Origin of the sequence: Klenkia terrae, assembly GCF_037083865.1 — a bacterium.
GTDB classification, from domain to species: domain Bacteria; phylum Actinomycetota; class Actinomycetes; order Mycobacteriales; family Geodermatophilaceae; genus Klenkia; species Klenkia terrae.
Genome location: NZ_JBAPLV010000017.1, coordinates 1 through 15,872 on the forward strand (window position 1 = coordinate 1; position 15,872 = coordinate 15,872).

General features: G+C 75.6%; 17 protein-coding genes. 7 read left to right on the top strand and 10 right to left on the bottom strand.

The features are described 5' to 3' along the window. Positions 1-33: 33 nt before the first annotated feature. Positions 34-240, bottom strand: a complete 207-nt coding sequence (locus UXQ13_RS15355; protein ID WP_225233766.1) for a hypothetical protein — start codon at positions 238-240, stop codon at positions 34-36. Positions 241-411: 171 nt separating this feature from the next. On the opposite strand from UXQ13_RS15355, the gene UXQ13_RS15360 reads away from it, so the two are divergent. Continuing rightward, positions 412-1,047 carry an MBL fold metallo-hydrolase gene (locus tag UXQ13_RS15360; protein WP_225233765.1) on the top strand — a complete coding sequence of 212 codons (636 nt, stop codon included), beginning with the start codon at positions 412-414 and terminating at the stop codon, positions 1,045-1,047. A gap of 32 nt (positions 1,048-1,079) precedes the next feature. Continuing rightward, on the top strand, positions 1,080-1,358 hold the full coding sequence (locus UXQ13_RS15365) for a TOBE domain-containing protein (protein WP_225233764.1): 279 nt from the start codon (positions 1,080-1,082) through the stop codon (positions 1,356-1,358). Here UXQ13_RS15365 and UXQ13_RS15370 read toward each other — a convergent pair. From UXQ13_RS15370 to UXQ13_RS15380, 3 genes are read right to left on the bottom strand one after another with little or no spacing between them, the layout of a single operon-like run. Continuing rightward, entirely contained in the window at positions 1,342-2,430 is a 1,089-nt protein-coding gene (locus tag UXQ13_RS15370) for an alpha/beta hydrolase family protein (RefSeq protein ID WP_225233763.1), read from the bottom strand. The two genes, UXQ13_RS15365 and UXQ13_RS15370, sit on opposite strands and share 17 nt — an antisense overlap. 41 nt (positions 2,431-2,471) lie before the next feature. Continuing rightward, positions 2,472-2,939, bottom strand: coding sequence for an SRPBCC family protein (locus UXQ13_RS15375; RefSeq protein WP_336392513.1), 468 nt, complete (start codon positions 2,937-2,939; stop codon positions 2,472-2,474). Next, positions 2,936-3,640, bottom strand: coding sequence for a GntR family transcriptional regulator (locus tag UXQ13_RS15380; protein ID WP_225233761.1), 705 nt, complete (start codon positions 3,638-3,640; stop codon positions 2,936-2,938). The genes UXQ13_RS15375 and UXQ13_RS15380 overlap by 4 nt, the downstream gene beginning before the upstream one ends. 223 nt (positions 3,641-3,863) lie before the next feature. On the opposite strand from UXQ13_RS15380, the gene UXQ13_RS15385 reads away from it, so the two are divergent. Both UXQ13_RS15385 and UXQ13_RS15390 read left to right on the top strand, forming a co-directional pair. Then, entirely contained in the window at positions 3,864-4,439 is a 576-nt protein-coding gene (locus UXQ13_RS15385) for a TetR/AcrR family transcriptional regulator (RefSeq protein ID WP_225233760.1), read from the top strand. A gap of 47 nt (positions 4,440-4,486) precedes the next feature. After that, positions 4,487-5,062 carry a TetR/AcrR family transcriptional regulator gene (locus UXQ13_RS15390; protein ID WP_225233759.1) on the top strand — a complete coding sequence of 192 codons (576 nt, stop codon included), beginning with the start codon at positions 4,487-4,489 and terminating at the stop codon, positions 5,060-5,062. Here the strand turns inward: UXQ13_RS15390 and UXQ13_RS15395 are convergent. Both UXQ13_RS15395 and UXQ13_RS15400 read right to left on the bottom strand, forming a co-directional pair. After that, positions 5,059-6,291, bottom strand: coding sequence for a metallophosphoesterase (locus tag UXQ13_RS15395; RefSeq protein WP_336392514.1), 1,233 nt, complete (start codon positions 6,289-6,291; stop codon positions 5,059-5,061). The two genes, UXQ13_RS15390 and UXQ13_RS15395, sit on opposite strands and share 4 nt — an antisense overlap. A gap of 10 nt (positions 6,292-6,301) precedes the next feature. Then, complete coding sequence (locus UXQ13_RS15400) at positions 6,302-8,110, bottom strand: CYTH and CHAD domain-containing protein (RefSeq protein WP_225233757.1); 1,809 nt, start codon at positions 8,108-8,110, stop codon at positions 6,302-6,304. Between the two features lie 56 nt (positions 8,111-8,166). Between UXQ13_RS15400 and UXQ13_RS15405 the strand changes: the two genes are divergently transcribed. After that, the gene (locus tag UXQ13_RS15405) at positions 8,167-9,153 is read left to right on the top strand and encodes an endonuclease/exonuclease/phosphatase family protein (RefSeq protein WP_225233756.1); all 987 of its coding nucleotides are present in this window, start codon (positions 8,167-8,169) and stop codon (positions 9,151-9,153) included. A 16-nt stretch (positions 9,154-9,169) separates the two neighbouring features. After that, the gene (locus tag UXQ13_RS15410; protein WP_225233755.1) at positions 9,170-10,789 is read left to right on the top strand and encodes a Na+/H+ antiporter; all 1,620 of its coding nucleotides are present in this window, start codon (positions 9,170-9,172) and stop codon (positions 10,787-10,789) included. A 68-nt stretch (positions 10,790-10,857) separates the two neighbouring features. Here UXQ13_RS15410 and UXQ13_RS15415 read toward each other — a convergent pair whose 3' ends face one another. The 3 genes from UXQ13_RS15415 to UXQ13_RS15425 are packed head-to-tail and all read right to left on the bottom strand — an operon-like array spanning position 10,858 to position 13,033. Continuing rightward, positions 10,858-11,616, bottom strand: a complete 759-nt coding sequence (locus tag UXQ13_RS15415) for a nitrilase-related carbon-nitrogen hydrolase (RefSeq protein WP_336392515.1) — start codon at positions 11,614-11,616, stop codon at positions 10,858-10,860. Next, positions 11,613-12,785 (bottom strand): pyridoxal phosphate-dependent aminotransferase, encoded by a 1,173-nt coding sequence (locus UXQ13_RS15420; RefSeq protein ID WP_225233753.1) that lies wholly within the window; start codon positions 12,783-12,785, stop codon positions 11,613-11,615. The genes UXQ13_RS15415 and UXQ13_RS15420 overlap by 4 nt, the downstream gene beginning before the upstream one ends. Beyond that, positions 12,782-13,033 carry a hypothetical protein gene (locus UXQ13_RS15425; protein ID WP_225233752.1) on the bottom strand — a complete coding sequence of 84 codons (252 nt, stop codon included), beginning with the start codon at positions 13,031-13,033 and terminating at the stop codon, positions 12,782-12,784. Before UXQ13_RS15425 ends, UXQ13_RS15420 begins: the two co-directional genes overlap by 4 nt. Before the next feature lie 58 nt (positions 13,034-13,091). Between UXQ13_RS15425 and UXQ13_RS15430 the strand changes: the two genes are divergently transcribed. After that, positions 13,092-14,474, top strand: coding sequence for an FAD-binding oxidoreductase (locus tag UXQ13_RS15430; RefSeq protein WP_225233751.1), 1,383 nt, complete (start codon positions 13,092-13,094; stop codon positions 14,472-14,474). On the opposite strand, the gene UXQ13_RS15435 is transcribed toward UXQ13_RS15430, so the two are convergent. Beyond that, positions 14,471-15,871 carry an RNB domain-containing ribonuclease gene (locus UXQ13_RS15435; RefSeq protein WP_225233750.1) on the bottom strand — a complete coding sequence of 467 codons (1,401 nt, stop codon included), beginning with the start codon at positions 15,869-15,871 and terminating at the stop codon, positions 14,471-14,473. The two genes, UXQ13_RS15430 and UXQ13_RS15435, sit on opposite strands and share 4 nt — an antisense overlap. Between the last annotated feature and the right edge of the window lies 1 nt (position 15,872).

Consider the following 15,872-nt stretch of genomic DNA (forward strand, 5'->3'; position numbering starts at 1 on the left):
GTGGTGGTGGGGGGGGGGGTGGGGTGGGGTGGGTCAGTAGAGGAGGTCGGCGCAGGCTTCGCAGCTCTCCTCGTCGTCGCCGTCCCAGGCCTGGTCGAGGTCGACGCGGGCCAGGGCACCGCAGACGGCCACCTCGCAGGCGCCGTCCACCTCGGACGGGCTGCGGTGCAGCTCCACGGCGTGCCAGATGCCGGTGCTGCGGCCCTGGGCGGCAGCGAGGGTCAGGACGAGTTCGCTCATGCCCCCTGGTTCGGCGCGAGCGGACCACCCGAGCAGGGATGCGCAACACGAATCACCCGTCCGGGTTGGTCACTTGTGCACCATCAAGCTCAGGAACCCCCAGGTGGGGACGGCGTGTCACCGGCCCGTCCCGCCGTGCGGCCGGACCTCGAGCGTGGCAGCGTCGCGGTCATGGAGCTCACCAAGCACGGGCACGCCTGCGTCGTCCTCTCCGACGGCGACCGCCGGCTGCTGCTGGACCCGGGCGCGTTCACCGAGGAGGCGGCCTGGACCGGCGCCTCGGCGCTGCTCATCACCCACGAGCACTTCGACCACCTCGACGTCGAGCGCACCAAGCGCGCCCTCGCCGAGGACGGCGACCTGCAGGTGTGGACCAACCAGGCGGTCGCCGACCAGCTCGACGCCGGGGCGCAGGTACACGTGGTCGGCCAGGGCGACGCGTTCACCGCCGCCGGGTTCGAGGTCCAGGCCCACGGCGAGTGGCACGCGGTGATCCACCCCGACATCCCGCGGATCACCAACGTCGGCTTCCTGGTCGACGGCACGGTCTTCCACCCCGGCGACGCGCTGACCGTCCCCGGGACCGGTGTCGAGACCCTGCTGCTGCCCCTGCACGCCCCGTGGTCCAAGACCGGCGAGCTCGTGGACTACGTGCGCGAGGTGCAGCCGACCCGGTCCTACGCGGTGCACGACGGACTGCTCAACGACACCGGGCTGATGGTGGGCGCGAACTTCCTCGGCGAGAACGGCCCGGGCGTCCCCGGCAGCTACACCCGGCTCGCTCCTGGGGAGTCCGTCACCCTCTGATTCCCACGCCCCCGGGCGGGTAGTGCCTGGTCATGGCTGCCGAGGACTACGACATCGAGGACCAGGGCGACCAGCAGTACGTCGTCCGCATGACCGACGGCGAGGAGGACGTCGAGGCCTGGTTCCACGTGACACCGGACGTCGCCCAGCAGCTCGGCGTCGCACCGGGTGACGAGGCCGACCTGGTCGCGGCCACCGTCGACTTCCTGCGCACGCACCAGGACGTCGCCGACTTCCCCTCGATCGTCGAGATCGAGGACGTGCTGGCCAGCTACCCCGACTACGAGGAGGCCGTCACCACGCGCCGGTGAGCCGGGGGGCCAGCCACCGGGCGACCGCGAGGTACTTCTCGTCCGCGTGGTTGTCCACGCAGTGGTCGCCGTCGTGCCACTCCTGCCAGGTCTTGTCCGCCGACCCGGCCAGGTCGTGCACCTCGCGCGCGTTGGCCACCTTGAACACCGCGTCCCGCCGGCCGTGCTGCACCAGCAGCGGGCAGGTGAGGCCGGCCAGGGTGGCGGCGTCGAGCTCGAGGTCGTCCATCAGCGAGCGGGAGGCCTCGGGGTCCAGCCCCAGCATCGCCTGCACCTTGGCCAGGAACCGCGGGAAGCGGGTGTGCGTCTCGGCCGGGCGGACCGTGCCCCCGGTGACCACGCAGGCGGCGACCCGCGGGTCCTGGGCGGCCAGCAGCGCAGCCAGGTGGCCGCCCATGCTGTTGCCCCACACGGCCACCCGGTCGCCCAGCCGCTCGTCGGCCAGCACGTGGGTGACCGCGGCCGACAGCGCCAGCCGGACGTCGCGGTCCAGGTGGAGCCCGCCCAGCACCCGGGTCTCGCCCTGGCCGGGGGCGTCGAGCAGGAACAGCGCCACCCCGCGGTCGCGGACCAGCTCGGCACCGGCGGCGTACTCCTCGCGCCAGGCGTCGATGCCGCCCAGCACCACGACCACCGGCGGGCGGACCACCCCGGCCGGGCGCAGCAGCCACCCGCGCAGGCTGCGCCCGCGCCACGGCACCTCGACGTGCTCGGCCGGCGGGTCGAGCAGGGCGCCGGCCCGGCCGAACGCCTCGACGAGGTCGCGGTAGAGCGACCGCTTGGCCGGCCCGTCCTCCAGCGGCACCTGGCCGAAGCTGTAGCAGGCCGCCGCGCGCAGGAACCTCTCCCGCGCGGTCTGCCGGTCCCCGGCCTCGATGGCGGCCATCGCGGCGCGGGTCTGCCGGCGGGCCAGCCGGGCCGCCACCTCCGACCACGGGGTGCCGGCGGACACCCCGGCGTGCAGCTCGTCGGCGTCGGTGGCCTGCATCCCGTTGCCCACCATGCGGTGCCGCGGCATGGCCCGGGTCAGGGCGGCCGCGGCCCGCTGCCACTCGAGTGCGTGCGCCGTCACACCGGTCCAACGCACCGGCCGCGCTGCGGTTCCCCGCGAGGTCAGACGGCCGCGGCGAGGTGCTCCGGCAGCCGGTCGAGCTCGCTGTCGACGGTCCGGCGCACCAGCCGGGCCATCGCCTTGCGCTGCACGAAGCGCATCAGGGCCGACCCGCCGACCGGCTCGTGGGTGACGGTGATCGTCACGTCGGTGCCGTCGGCCCCGCCCTTGCCGGCGTCGGCCAGCTCGATCCGCGTCGTCCACGTCTCGGGCGTCAGCTCCAGCCGGGTGACGACGACGCGGGCCGGCGTCCACTCCACGATGGTGCCCTTCGGCGCGCCCGCCGGCGGCGGCGTCCCCTCGGCAAGCTCGCCGGGCACGCAGACGAACGTCGTCCCCTTGCGGGTCGGGCCGGAGACCACGTAGGACACCTCGCACACCGCGCAGTACGGGTGCAGGACGGCGAGGGCCCGCCAGACGTCCTCGCGGCGGTCGGGCACCCGGCGGGTGCCGCTGGCCGTGGTGCTCATCGCCCGTTCACCGAGACCTCGAACTCGACCTGGCTGACGTCGGGCCGCAGCCGGGAGAACGAGTGCACCAGCGGGTTGCCGTACCCGTCGTGCACGGTCGTGCGCACCACCAGCAACGGTGAACCGGCGACCACCTGCAGCACCTCGGCCTCCTCAGCGCCGGCGGTGCCGACGTCCACGACGATGCGCGCGCGGGCGAGGTCGGCCTCGTACTCCCGGCGCAGGAACTCGTACAGCGACCCGTGGCCGAAGTCCTCGGTCGCGGCCTTCGGGTAGTCCTCGGCGGGCAGGAACGACCGCACGACGTGGTTGGGCTGCCCGTCGACCGACCGCAGCCGCACCAGCTCGACGACCTGGTCGGCGGGCTCGAGCCGCAGCTCGGCCGCGACCGCCGGCGGGACGGCGAGCACCTGCTGGCCGAGCACCGTGGTGCCGACCTGGGCGCCCTGCTCGGTCATCACCGAGTGGAACCCGGCGATCCGGTGCACGAAGCTCTCGCGGTACTCGTGCCGGATGCCCGGCCGGGTCACGTAGGTGCCGCGGCCCTGCTCGCGCACCAGGTGGCCGTCGGCCACCAGCCCGTCGACGGCCCGCCGCAGCGTGATGCGGCTGACCCCGTACTCCTCGCAGAGCACGGGCTCCGGCGGGAGGAGGGTGTGCTCGGGCAGGTCGGCGACCCGTCGACGCAGGTGCTCACGCACCGCCAGGTATTTCGGACCGGCGTCCGGGCTCACTCGCGTCCCTCCGGCTCGGTCACCACTGAAAGGTACTCGATCGGCAGACGTCTAGACGTCATGACCAATCGCCGGGCCACCGGATGGGCTCTGGCCAGCGCGTTCCGGCAGCGCTAGCCTTCCGGACACATTCGTTCCGGCCGAGGAGGGTGTCGTGCTGACCGGTGCACCTCCGTTGCCGCCGCGGCCCGTGGGCAGACCCCGGGACCCGGCCCTCGACGTCGCGATCCTCGCCGCCGCGCTGGACCTGCTGGGCGAGGGCGGGCTGGAGACCTGCGCCCTGGACGCCGTGGCCCGGCGGGCCGGGGTGGGCAAGGCGACGATCTACCGCCGCTGGCCCAGCAAGGACGCCCTGGTGCGCGATGCCTTCGGCAGCACCGCCCCGGACCTCCTGCCCGCCGAGGACCACGGCTCGCTGACCGCGGACACCACCGCCCTGCTGACCGCCCTCGCCGCGGCGCTGCGGTCCCCCCGGGCCCTGGCCTGGCGGCGCACGGTGCCGGCGCTCGGCCCGGACTCCCCGCTGCTGCCGCTGCTGCCCCGCGGCCCGGTGGGTGAGTGGTCCGACGCCGTCCGGGCGCTGGTGGTCCGGGCCGAGCAGCGGGGCGAGGTGCCACCGGGCACGTTCCCCGTGCTGGCCCTGCGCGCCGCCTGCGCGGTGCTGGTCGAGCGCTGGCTCACCGGCGGTGGTGCCGAGGACGCCGACGGGCTCGATCTGGTCGCCGAGCTCACGGACGTGCTGGTGCGGCCCAACCTGGCGGGCTGACCTGCGACGACCCGCCGCCGGATCTGCCCACGTGCCACGATGTGCAGGTGGCAGGACGAGACTGGCGAGCTCAGAAACGCGACGCCACCCGTCGCCGCCTGACCGCCGCGGCCTTCGCGGTCTTCGACGAGCGCGGCTACGACGCGGTCTCCGTCGCCGAGATCGCACACGCCGCCGGGGTCTCGGTGCCGACGTTCTACGCCTACTTCCGCACCAAGGAGCACGTCGTCCTGCCCGACCAGGACGCGCTCTGGATCGGCGACCACTTCAGCCGGCAACCCGCCGACCTGCCCCTCACCGAGCGCATCCGGCGCGGTCTGCGGGCGATGACCGACGACCTGCCGCCCGAGGTCCTCGCCGAGCTGCTGTCCCGCTGGTCGATGGTGCTCGCCTCCCCGGCGCTCCTGCTGCGCGCCGCGGACCGGCAGCACGCCTCCACGACCGTGCTGGGCGACCAGCTGGGGATCGACCTCACCACGTCCGAGGGGGCCGCCGACGTGGTGGTGATCGCGGCCTGCCTGACCGCGGCGACCACGGCCTTCGTGCGCTGGGCGGCCACCGGCGGCGAGCGCGTGCTCGGTGACCTGCTCGACGAGGCCTTCGCCGCCCTCCGCTCGATCTAGCCCGCCGGGCGCAGCTCGATCACGGTGATCTCGGGGCGGGCGCCCACCCGCATCGGCGGGCCCCAGTACCCGGCGCCGGACGTCACGTAGAGCTGGGTGTCGCCCTGCCGGGACAACCCCTCCACCGCCGGCTGGTCCAGCAGGACGCCGTAGTCGAAGGGCCACAGCTGCCCGCCGTGGGTGTGCCCGGACAGCTGCAGGTCGACCCCGGCGGCCCGGGCCTGCTCCACCTGCACCGGCTGGTGGGCCAGCAGCACGACCGGGACGGCGTCGTCCCGCCCGTCCAGCGCCGCGTCCAGGTTCGCGCCGTGCCCGGCCAGCCCGGAGGCGGCCGCCGTCCGGTCGTCGATGCCGGCCAGGTCGAAGGTCGCCCCGCCGCGGCCCAGCGCGACCCGCTCGTTGCGCAGCACGTCGATGCCCAGGCCGGACAGGTGGGTGAGCCAGGCGTTCGTGTCCACGAAGTACTCGTGGTTGCCGGTGACGAAGTAGGCGCCGTCCCGGCTGACCAGGTCCCCGAGCGGGGCGGCGTCCTCGCGCAGCTCGTCGACCTCGCCGTCGACCAGGTCACCGACGATCGCCACCGCGTCGGGGGACTGCGCGTTGACCATCTCGACCAGCCGCTCGAACCGGCGCCCGCCGTAGGTGGCGGACAGGTGGCCGTCGGAGAAGGTGACGATCCGGTAGCCGGCCAACGAGGGGTCCAGGCCGGCCAGCGCGATCGGCACCCGGCGCACCACCGGCGCGGAGTTGGCCGCCCACACCCCGTACCCGGCCGTGCCGACCGCGGCCACGCCGGCGGTGACCGCCAACGACCGGGCCAGGAACAACCGGCGCGGGACGTCGGCCGGCTCGCGCTGCGCGGCCGGCTCCGGCGCCGGCTCGGACGCCGAGGCAGGGACGGCGGAGACGTCGGCGGCGGGGGCCGGCCGGCGGCGCTGCACCGCCCGGAGCACCCAGCGCACCGGCTCGAGCACCAGCAGCGCCAGGAAGGCGTAGAACGCCACGCCCAGCCAGGTGTAGCCGACCCAGTCCAGCGGCGCCTGCACGTCCAGCGGCAGGGAGCGGCGACCCAGCACCGCCGCGGTGGGCAGCAGCGCCAGCACCACGGTGAGCCCGGTCAGCAGGCGACGGGTGCGGCCGGGCCGCGTGGTGCTGCGCACGAGCCGGAACCACAGCCAGCCGTGCAGCAGCACCATCGCGAGCCCGACGACGGCACCGAAGGCGATCACGGTGCCATTGTCATCGCTCGCCGGCGACGCCGTTCAGCACGGGCCCCAGCGAGGGCCACAACGCCCAGAAGTCCCGCTCGGCCTGCATCGCGCGGGCCTCCTCCAGGGCGTGCAGCCGGCCGAAGGTCCAGGCGTTATCCCCCGCGCCGAACGCGGCCAGGCCCAGGGTGCGGCACAGCTCGCGGGTGACCACGGTGTCCTGCCGGTCGCCCAGCACGTCCTGCAGCTGCTTCATCGCGTCCACGACACCCATGACGGCGCCGTTCTTCTTCGTCCCGTCCAGCACCGGGGCGGCGACCTCGGCGGTGTAGCGCACCCGCTTGCCGGCCTTGCGCACCTCGTGCAGGGCCAGCTCGTAGGGGCTCTCGACGGCTTCGGACCCGGCACCCTCGGGCTCGGCGAACTCGGCGTCCTCGGCGGTGTCCACGAGCTTCCGCAGCCGCTTCACCGTGTGCCGCAGGACGTCGGCCACCACGTCGGCGGCCGGCTCGGCGGCGCGCTCGGCCAGCGGCGGCTGGGCGACCAGGGCGTGCAGGGTGTCCAGCAGGGTCAGGTAGCGCGGGGTGCTCAGCGCGGCCACGGCGTGACCGGTGCCGGCGGTCTCGCCCTGCAGCTCGGCCTGCTGCAGCCGGGCGGCCACCGGGCCCAGCACGAACTCCACCGGCTGGGCGGCGACCAGCTCGCGCAGGTGCTCCAGGGACACCTCGGCGTCCCGGGTGCCCGACAGCTCCTGGCCCAGCCACTGCAGCTCGTCGCGGACGGCGTCGGTGCGGGTGCGGTCCAGCACGGGCCGGTAGGCGGCCAGGACGCTGCGCAGCCGGCGGGAGGCGACGCGCACCTGGTGCACGCCGTCGGGGACGTCGGTGCGCACCATCAGGTCCGCGCGCTGCAGGGCGGTCAGCTGCTCGGCGAGCGCCGCGACGACGACCTCGCCGGCCTTCGGGATCGCGGCCAGGCGGGCCCGCTCCGCGGCCTCCGCCGCGGCGGCCTTCTCCGCCTTCTTCGCGGCCTTCTTCTCCGCCTTCACCGCGGCGGCCGCGTCCTCGGCGGCCTTCGCCCGGCGGGCGATCTCCTTGGCGCGGGCCTTCTTGCCCTCGGGCAGCGGCTCCTCGACCACGGGCTCGGGGACGACGTCGTCCTCGGTGTCGTCCTCGTCGGGCTCGTCGTCGGCCTCGTCCTGCACGGTGGCCGGCGGCGGGCCGGCCAGCCGGTCGGCCAGCACGCGGGTCAGCTTGGCCGCCGACGCCGACGGGCGGGCGCCGGAGACCACCAGCTCGGCGCCGACCGCACCGAGCAGCTCCTCGTCGCCGTCCACCAGCTCGACCTCGACCTCGCGCCAGGTGGTGACCACCGCGGCCTCCCCGGCGGCGGCCGGCAGCGCGGTGCCGGTGACCTGGTCGTCGGCGACCTCGGCCAGCACCCGGCCGTCCTCGGCCAGCAGCGTCACCAGGGTGCGCCGGGTGTGCAGGGTGGCGACCTGCGCGGCCGGGGCCCGCCGGACGACGCCCAGCACCGGGGCCAGCACCGCACGCGGCGGCGCCTTGACCGCCCGGCCGAGCGGGGACTGCAGCTCGCGCCGCGCACCGGCCGCGGCCGGCAGCTTGAGGTGCCAGCCCTCGTCGGTGCCGCCGGTGCGCCGCCGCAGGGTGATCTTCGCCTTCGCCAGCCGCAGGTCGGCGGTGTCGAAGTAGGTGGCGGCCAGCTCGTGCACGACGGGGGCGCCGACCGAGGCCACCCCCGGGACGCCGCTGAGGTCGGGCAGCACGAACGTCTCCTCGACGTCGTACTTGCGCTCGATCTCGGTGTGCTCGGTCGCCACGGTGCATCCACTCCTGCTCGACGTACGGGTTGAGGTGCGCTTTCTACCTCAGCGAGGTGAACAACCCCCTGTGGTCGATCATGGTCCCGGTGGAACCCGTGCGGCGCGACCTCCTGCCCCTGGCCGTGGCCACCCCGTGGGCGGTGTGCGCCGCGCTGCGGGTGACGGGGTACGAGCGGGGCTGGCCGCTGGTCCCCGCGATGTCCTTCGTGCCCTACGCGGCCGCGTCGTCGGTGCTCCCGCTCGCCCTCGCGGTGGCCCGCCGCTCCCCCGCCGCGACCCTGCTCTCGGCGACGGCGGCCGGGGTGCTGGCCGGGGTGACGCTGGCCCGCGCCCGGGTCTCGCCGGTGCGCACCGACGGCGCCCGGGTGCGGATCGTGTCGGCGAACCTGCTGCACGGCCGGGCCGACCCCGCCGCCGTCGTCGAGCTGGTCCGCTCGCTGGACGCCGATGTGCTGTGCCTGGTGGAGCTGACCCCGACCGCCGACGAGCGGTTGCGCGCCGCCGGGCTGCGCGACCTGCTGCCCACCGAGCACGTGCGCGGGCACCGGCCCGGTGCCCCGCCGGCGGCCGGCGGGGCGGTCTGGACCCGGCTGGAGGTGCTGGACCGCGGCGGCGCGCCGGGCCGGTTCGAGCAGCCCGTCGTCCGGCTCGCCGTCCCCGGCGGCCCCGACCTCGAGGTCACCGCCGTGCACACCGACCCGCCGATGTCGGTGGGCCGGACCGCGCGCTGGGAGCGCGAGATGGCCGCCCTGCCCTCGACCGGGGACGACGTCCTGCGGGTGCTGGCCGGGGACTTCAACGCCACCCGCGACCACGGCGCGTTCCGGCGCCTGCTCGCCCGCGGGTACGCCGACGCCGCGACGCGGGCCGGCCAGGGCCTGGTGCACACCTGGACGCCGGAGACCCGGCCGCAGCCCCGGCTGACCATCGACCACGTGCTGGCCGACCGGCGGATCGGCGTCGCGTCGTTCACGGTGCACGACCTGCCCGGCAGCGACCACCGGGCCGTGGCCGCGGAACTGGTGCTGCCGGCCCGGTAGGGCGGAGGATCTGCCGGTGCGCGCGCTCGAGGTCCTCGTCGTCGTCGGGGTGCTGGTGCTGGCCGGGACCGTGCTGGCCCGCCGGCTCCGGCTCCCCCCTCCCCTGGTCCTGCTGGCGCTGGGCACCGTGGTCGGGTTCCTGCCCGGCGTCGGCGGGGTCGAGATGCCCCCGGACGTCGTCCTCTTCCTGTTCCTCCCCGCGCTGCTGTACTGGGAGTCGCTGACCATCTCGCTGCGCCAGATCCGGGCCGACCTGCGGGTGATCAGCCTGATGTCGGTCGGGCTGGTGCTGGTCACCGCCGGCACGGTCGCCGTGGTGGCGCACGCGCTGGGGCTGTCCTGGCCGATGGCCTTCGTGCTCGGCGCGGTGCTGGCCCCGACCGACGCGACGGCGGTGTCCACCGTGGCCGGTCTGCTCCCCCGCCGGGCCCGCACCCTGCTGCGCGCGGAGAGCCTGGTCAACGACGGCACCGCCCTCGTGATCTTCGGCGTCGCGGTCGGGGTGGCCGTGGGCACCCTGGACGTCGGGCCGGCCGGGATCGCGTGGCGGCTGGTCGGGTCCTACGCCGGGGGCATCGCCGTCGGCCTGGCACTGGCGTTCCTGGTCGTCGAGGTGCGCCGCCGGCTGCACGACGCCCGGCTGGAGAACGTGATGAGCGTGCTCACCCCGTTCCTGGCCTACCTGCCGGCCGAGCTGATCCACGCCTCCGGGGTGGTCGCGGTGGTGACCTGCGGGCTGACTCTCACCCAGATCGCCTCGCGGGTGATCTCCGCCCGGGCCCGCGTGCAGTCGGCCGGGTTCTGGACGCTGACCACGTTCCTGCTCAACGGGTCGCTGTTCGTCCTGGTCGGCCTGGAGCTGCACGCCGTGGTCGAGGGCCGGTCGGCCGCCGAGCTGTGGACCGGGGTCGCCGCCACGCTGTGGGTGTCGCTCACCGTGGTGGCCACCCGCCTGCTGTGGGGCAACACGCTGCCCTACGTCATCCGGGCGCTGGACCGTCGTCCCCAGCAGCGGCTGCGGCGGGTCGGCTTCCGCGGCCGGCTGCCCACCCAGTGGGCCGGGTTCCGCGGTGCGGTGTCGCTGGCCGCCGCGTTGGCCGTGCCGACGACGACCGCCGCCGGCGGTCCGCTGGAGGGCCGGGACCTGGTGCTGCTGGTGACCTTCGGCGTCATCGTGGTCCTGCTGGTGGTGCAGGGGCTGACCCTGCCGGCGGTGATCCGGTTCTCCCGGCTGCAGCAGGACCCGGCCGAGGAGGAGGAGCGGCTGCTCGCCGAGCGCGAGATGACCCGGGCCGGCGCCGAGGCCATCGACGGCCGGGCCGCCGAGATCGGTGCACCCGAGGCCGTCGTGGAGCGGGTGCGGGAGGCCTACGAGACCCGGATCCGGCAGCAGCACCTGGAGGAGGTGCTCGCCGACGGCCGGGTCACCGACCCCGACCACCGGGCCGCCAAGCGCCGGGTGCTGGACGAGGCCGCCGTCGAGCAGCGGCTGCGGCTGGCGCTGCTGGCCGACAAGCGGGAGGCGGTGGTCCGGCTGCGCGACGAGCACACCATCGACGACATCGTCATGCGCCGGCTGATGGCCCAGCTGGACGTCGAGGAGGTCCGCCTCCTGGGCGTCGAGGCCGACGACTGATGGAAGAAGGACCTACCTCCTCCCCACGCCACGCTGCGCGCGCCGCGGTCCCCTGGAGGCAGGCCGGGTCAGAGCCTGTCCTGCAGGAAGGGGAACTGCTGACGCACGCGGGCGACCTCGGCCGGGTCGACGTCGGCGAGCAGCACCGCCTCGCCGTCGCCGGCCTCGGCCAGCAGCTCGCCCTGCGGGCCGACGACGACGCTGTCCCCGCAGTGCTCGGTGCCGTCGCCGGCGGTGCCCACCCGGTTGACCCCGACCACGTAGGCCTGGTTCTCGATCGCCCGGGCCCGCAGCAGGGTCTGCCAGTGCACCCGGCGGGCGGCGGGCCAGTTGGCCGGCACCAGGTAGAGGTCGGTGTCCGGGGCCAGCGCCCAGAACTCGTCGGCGAAGCGCAGGTCGTAGCAGACGAACAGGCTCACCCGCAGGTCACCGACCTGCACGGTCAGCGGCGCCATCCCGGCCCGGAAGCGCTCGTGCTCGCCGGCGTAGGTGAACGGGTGCACCTTGCGGTAGCGGTGCAGCTCCCCGCCCGGGCCGGCCAGCACGAACGCGTTGTGCGGCAGGGTCTCCCCCGCCGCGACCTCCGCGCTGGAGCCGCCCACCCAGACGCCGTGCCGCCGGGCCTGCTCCGCCAGCCACGTCGCGCTCGACCCGCCCTCGGGCTCGCCGATGCCCGGGGTCATCGAGAACCCGGTGGAGAAGGTCTCCGAGAGCACCACCAGCCCGGCGCCCTCGTCGACCGCCCGGGCGACCGGTCCGGCCAGCGCGGCGTGGTTGGCCGCCCGGTCCTCCCAGACGATGTCGTGCTGGACCGCGGCGACCCTCATGCGGACAACCTCCCGACGGCCTCGGCGAGGACCTCGTCGCGCTTGCAGAACGCGAACCGGACGAGGTCGAGCCCCAGCTCGGCGTGCTCGGCCAGGTAGAACGCGGACATCGGGACGGCGACCACCCCGACCCGGTGCGGCAGCTCCCGGCAGAACTCCAGCCCGTCCCCGGGCACCCGCACGGTGGCGAAGTAGGTGGCCTGCGGGGAGACGACGGGCAGCCCGGCCGCCGCGAGCCCGGCGACCAGCAGGTCGCGCTTGCGCTCCAGGTCGGCCGCCAGCTGCCCGAAGTAGCTGTCCGGCAGGCCGAGACCGGCGGCGATCGCCGGCTGGAACGGGCCGGCGTTGACGTAGGTGAGGAACTGCTTCGCCGTCCGGACGCAGGTCACCAGCTCGGCCGGACCGCACACCCAGCCGACCTTCCAGCCGGTGGTGGAGAACGTCTTGCCGCCGCTGGAGACGACCAGCGTGCGCTCCCGCATGCCGGGCAGCTCGGCGAGGGAGACGTGCTGGGACCCGGAGAACACCAGGTGCTCGTAGACCTCGTCGGTCACCACGAGGAGGTCGTGCTCGCGGGCCACCTCGGCCACCAGCTCGAGCTCGGCCCGGTCGAACACCTTGCCGGTCGGGTTGTGCGGGGTGTTGAGCAGCACCAGCCTCGTGCGCGGCCCGACCGCGGACCGCAGCTCGGCGGGGTCGAAGGTCCACGGGTCGGCGCCCACGCCGTCGGTGACCGGGGGCCGCAGCGGCACCGGGACGGCGACCGCCCCGGCCATCGCGATCCCGGCCGCGTAGCTGTCGTAGAGGGGCTCGAAGACCACGACCTCGTCACCGGGGTCCAGCAGGCCCAGCAGCGCCCCGGCCAGGGCCTCGGTGGCCCCGGCGGTCACCAGCACCTCGGTGTCGGGGTCGTAGGCCAGGCCGCGGAAGCGCTGCACGTGGGCGGCGACCGCCTCGCGCAGCACCGGCAGCCCCGGGCCCGGCGGGTACTGGTCCAGCGGGGTGCCGATCGCGGCCCGGGCGACGTCGAGGACCTCGGGCGGGCCGGGGGTGTCCGGGAAGCCCTGGCCCAGGTTGACCGAGCCGGTGGCCACCGCCAGTGCGCTCATCTCGGCGAAGACCGTCGTCCCGAAGCCCTGCAGGCGCGCGGCGAGGTGCGGGGTGCTCACGCCGGCGAGCCTCCCAGACCCGCGCCGCGGTCCGGGTGCACCCGGGCCAGGACGTCGGGCGGCACCACCCAGGGACGGTCGGGGTAGCGGTCGAGGACCACCGTGACCTTGGACCGGCCGAGGGAGGCGACCCGCCCGACCTCGCCGCCCAGGTAGGCCGGGACGCCGCGCCGGGTGCGGGTCGGGGCGATCCGGACCCGGTCGTCGACGGCGATCGGGTCGCCGCGGTAGTCCACGAAGTCGCCCACCCCGTCGAGTCTGACCCCTCCGTGTGCGCGACGGGCGCCGCGGGTGTGCACTCGGGGGATGACGACGTCCACCGCGACCCTGGTCGACGAGCTGCGCAGCGCCCTCCCCGACGGCCGGCTGGTCGAGGACCCGGAGGTGGCCGCCTCCTACCGGCACGACGAGGCCGAGTGGGCGCCGTACGGCACGCCGCTGGCCGTCGTCCGGGCGCGCAGCGCCGCCGACGTCCAGGTCGTGGTGCAGGCCTGCCTGCGGCACGGGGTCCCGCTGGTGACCCGGGGCGCGGGCACCGGGCTGTCCGGCGGGGCGAACGCGGTCGAGGGCTGCGTGGTGCTCAGCACCGAGCAGATGACCGCGGTGCTCGAGGTCGACCCGGTCGAGCGGCTGTGCGTCGTGCAGCCCGGCGTGGTCAACGACGACCTGCGGGCGCACGTGGCCGGCTTCGGCCTCTGGTACCCGCCGGACCCGGCGTCCTCCCCCTGGTCGACGATCGGCGGCAACGTGGCCACCAACGCCGGCGGGCTGTGCTGCGTGAAGTACGGCGTCACCCGGGACTTCGTGCTCGGCATGGAGGTGGTGACCGGCACCGGCGAGGTGGTCCGGCTGGGCCGCCGGACGGCGAAGGGCGTGGCCGGCTACGACCTGACCGGCCTGATGGTCGGCAGCGAGGGCACGCTGGGCGTCGTCACCGAGGTCACCCTGCGGCTGCGGCCGGCCCGGCTGCCCGAGCACACCGTGGCCGGGTACTTCGACTCCGTGGTCGCGGCCGGGGAGGCGGTGCGGGCGGTCGGCGCCGCGGGCCTGACGCCGTCCGCGTTGGAGCTGGTGGACCGGCACTGCCTGGCCGCCGTGGACGCCTGGAAGAACATGGGCCTGTCCACCGAGGCGCAGGTCGTGCTGCTGGGCCGCACCGACGCCCCCGGCGCGGCCGGCGAGGCCGAGGCGGACGCGCTGCTGGCCTGCTTCGAGTCCGCCGGGGCCACCTGGGCCGCGCGCTCGACCGACCAGGAGGAGGCCGACGCGCTCTTCGCCGCCCGGCGGCTGGCCTACCCGGCGCTGGAGCGGCTGGGCCCGGTGCTCACCGAGGACGTCTGCGTGCCGATCGCCGCGGTGCCCGCCGTGCTGGGCCGGATCGAGGAGATCGCGCTCGCGCACGACGTGCTGATCGCCAACATCGCGCACGCCGGCGACGGCAACCTGCACCCTCTGATCATCACGCCGCCCGGCGACGAGCCCGCCCGTGCCCGCGCCCAGCTGGCCTTCGAGGAGATCATCACCGCCGCGCTGGCCGTCGGCGGCACCGTCACCGGCGAGCACGGCGTCGGGCTGCTCAAGCGCCCCGGGCTGGCCGACGAGGTGGGCCCGGCGGTGATGGCGATGCAGCGCGCGGTCAAGCAGGCCCTGGACCCCGCCGGCATCCTCAACCCCGGCAAGGTGGTCTAGGCCGGCTCGAAGCGGACGGCGCGGGTGGCCGGGTCGGCCGCGGTCAGCCGCACCCGGACCCGGTCGCCGGGGGTCAGCCTGCCGTCGCAGCGGGCCTGCACGGCCAGGTCGGTGAGGACGACGGTCGACCGCTTCTCCTCGGTGTCCAGCACCACGGCGTCGAACACCTCGCCCACCCGGCCGGCCAGCAGCGTCGCCTCGACCAGGTCCACCACGGCGCGCTCGACGGCGTGCGTGCGCCGGTCGGAGGCGGCCATCAGCGCGGGCAGCTCGGGCAGCGCCGCCCGCAGCTCCGCCGAGGGCTGCCCGCCGGCGGCCAGGGCCAGGCAGACCTCGGTGCCGAACCGGTCGACCAGCCGGCGCAGCGGCGCGGTGACGTGGGCGTAGGGCCCGCCGACGCCGCCGTGCCCCGGCTCGGCCGGCGGGGTGCCGTCGAAGGCGGTGTAGGCCGCGCCGCGCAGCAGCGACGCCGCGGCGTCGAGGAAGGCGGCATGCCGGGGCTGCGCGGGGTCCAGCCCGGCGATGACCTCGCCGGGGGTGGCGCCGTCCGGCCAGTCGACGCCCAGCCCGGGGGCCAGCCGGCGCAGCGCGGCGATCGCGCCGGGGTCGGCCGGCGGCAGGGTCCGGAGCACGCCGACCCCGCCGTCGAGCATCAGCCGGGCGGCGCACCGGCCGGTGAGCAGCGAGATCTGCGCGTTCCAGTCCTCGACGTCGGACTGTCCGCGGAAGACGACGGTCCACCCGCCGTCCGGCCCGGCCTCGACCTCCTGGGACGGCGTGCCCAGCTCGATCGCCCCGCGGTCCCGGGCGCGGGCCTGCAGCAGCCGGCCGATCTCGGGCAGCAGCTCCAGCTCCGGCGGCACGTCGGCACCCACCGACGCGTAGTCCAGCTGCGCGCGGCTGCGGACCCGGGCCCGGCGCAGGTCGACCGCGGTGACCTCGCCCTCGGCGTCCAGGTCGATCGTCCACAGCGCCGCCGGGCGGAGCTCGCCGGGCAGCAGGCTGGCCGCGCCCTCGGACAGCTGCGGCGGGTGCAGCGGCGTCCGGCCGTCGGGGCAGTAGACCGTCTGGCCTCGGCGGCGGGCCTCGGCGTCGATCGCGCTGCCCAGCGGCACGAACGCCCCGACGTCGGCGATCGCGTAGGAGACCCGGTAGCCGCCGTCCGTGCGGGCCAGGTGCATCGCCTGGTCGAGGTCTCGGGCCCCGGGCGGGTCGATGGTCACCAGCGGCAGGTCGGTCGCGTCGTGCTCGGGCAGCGGCGGGTCGGCCGCCACCCGGTCGGCCTCGGCCAGCACCTCGGCCGGGAAGTCCGTCGGGACGTCGAACTCCGCCCGGACCGCGGCGAAGTCGAGGGGGGCGGAGTCGAGCGGGGCGGACACCTTCAGCACGCGAGCCACG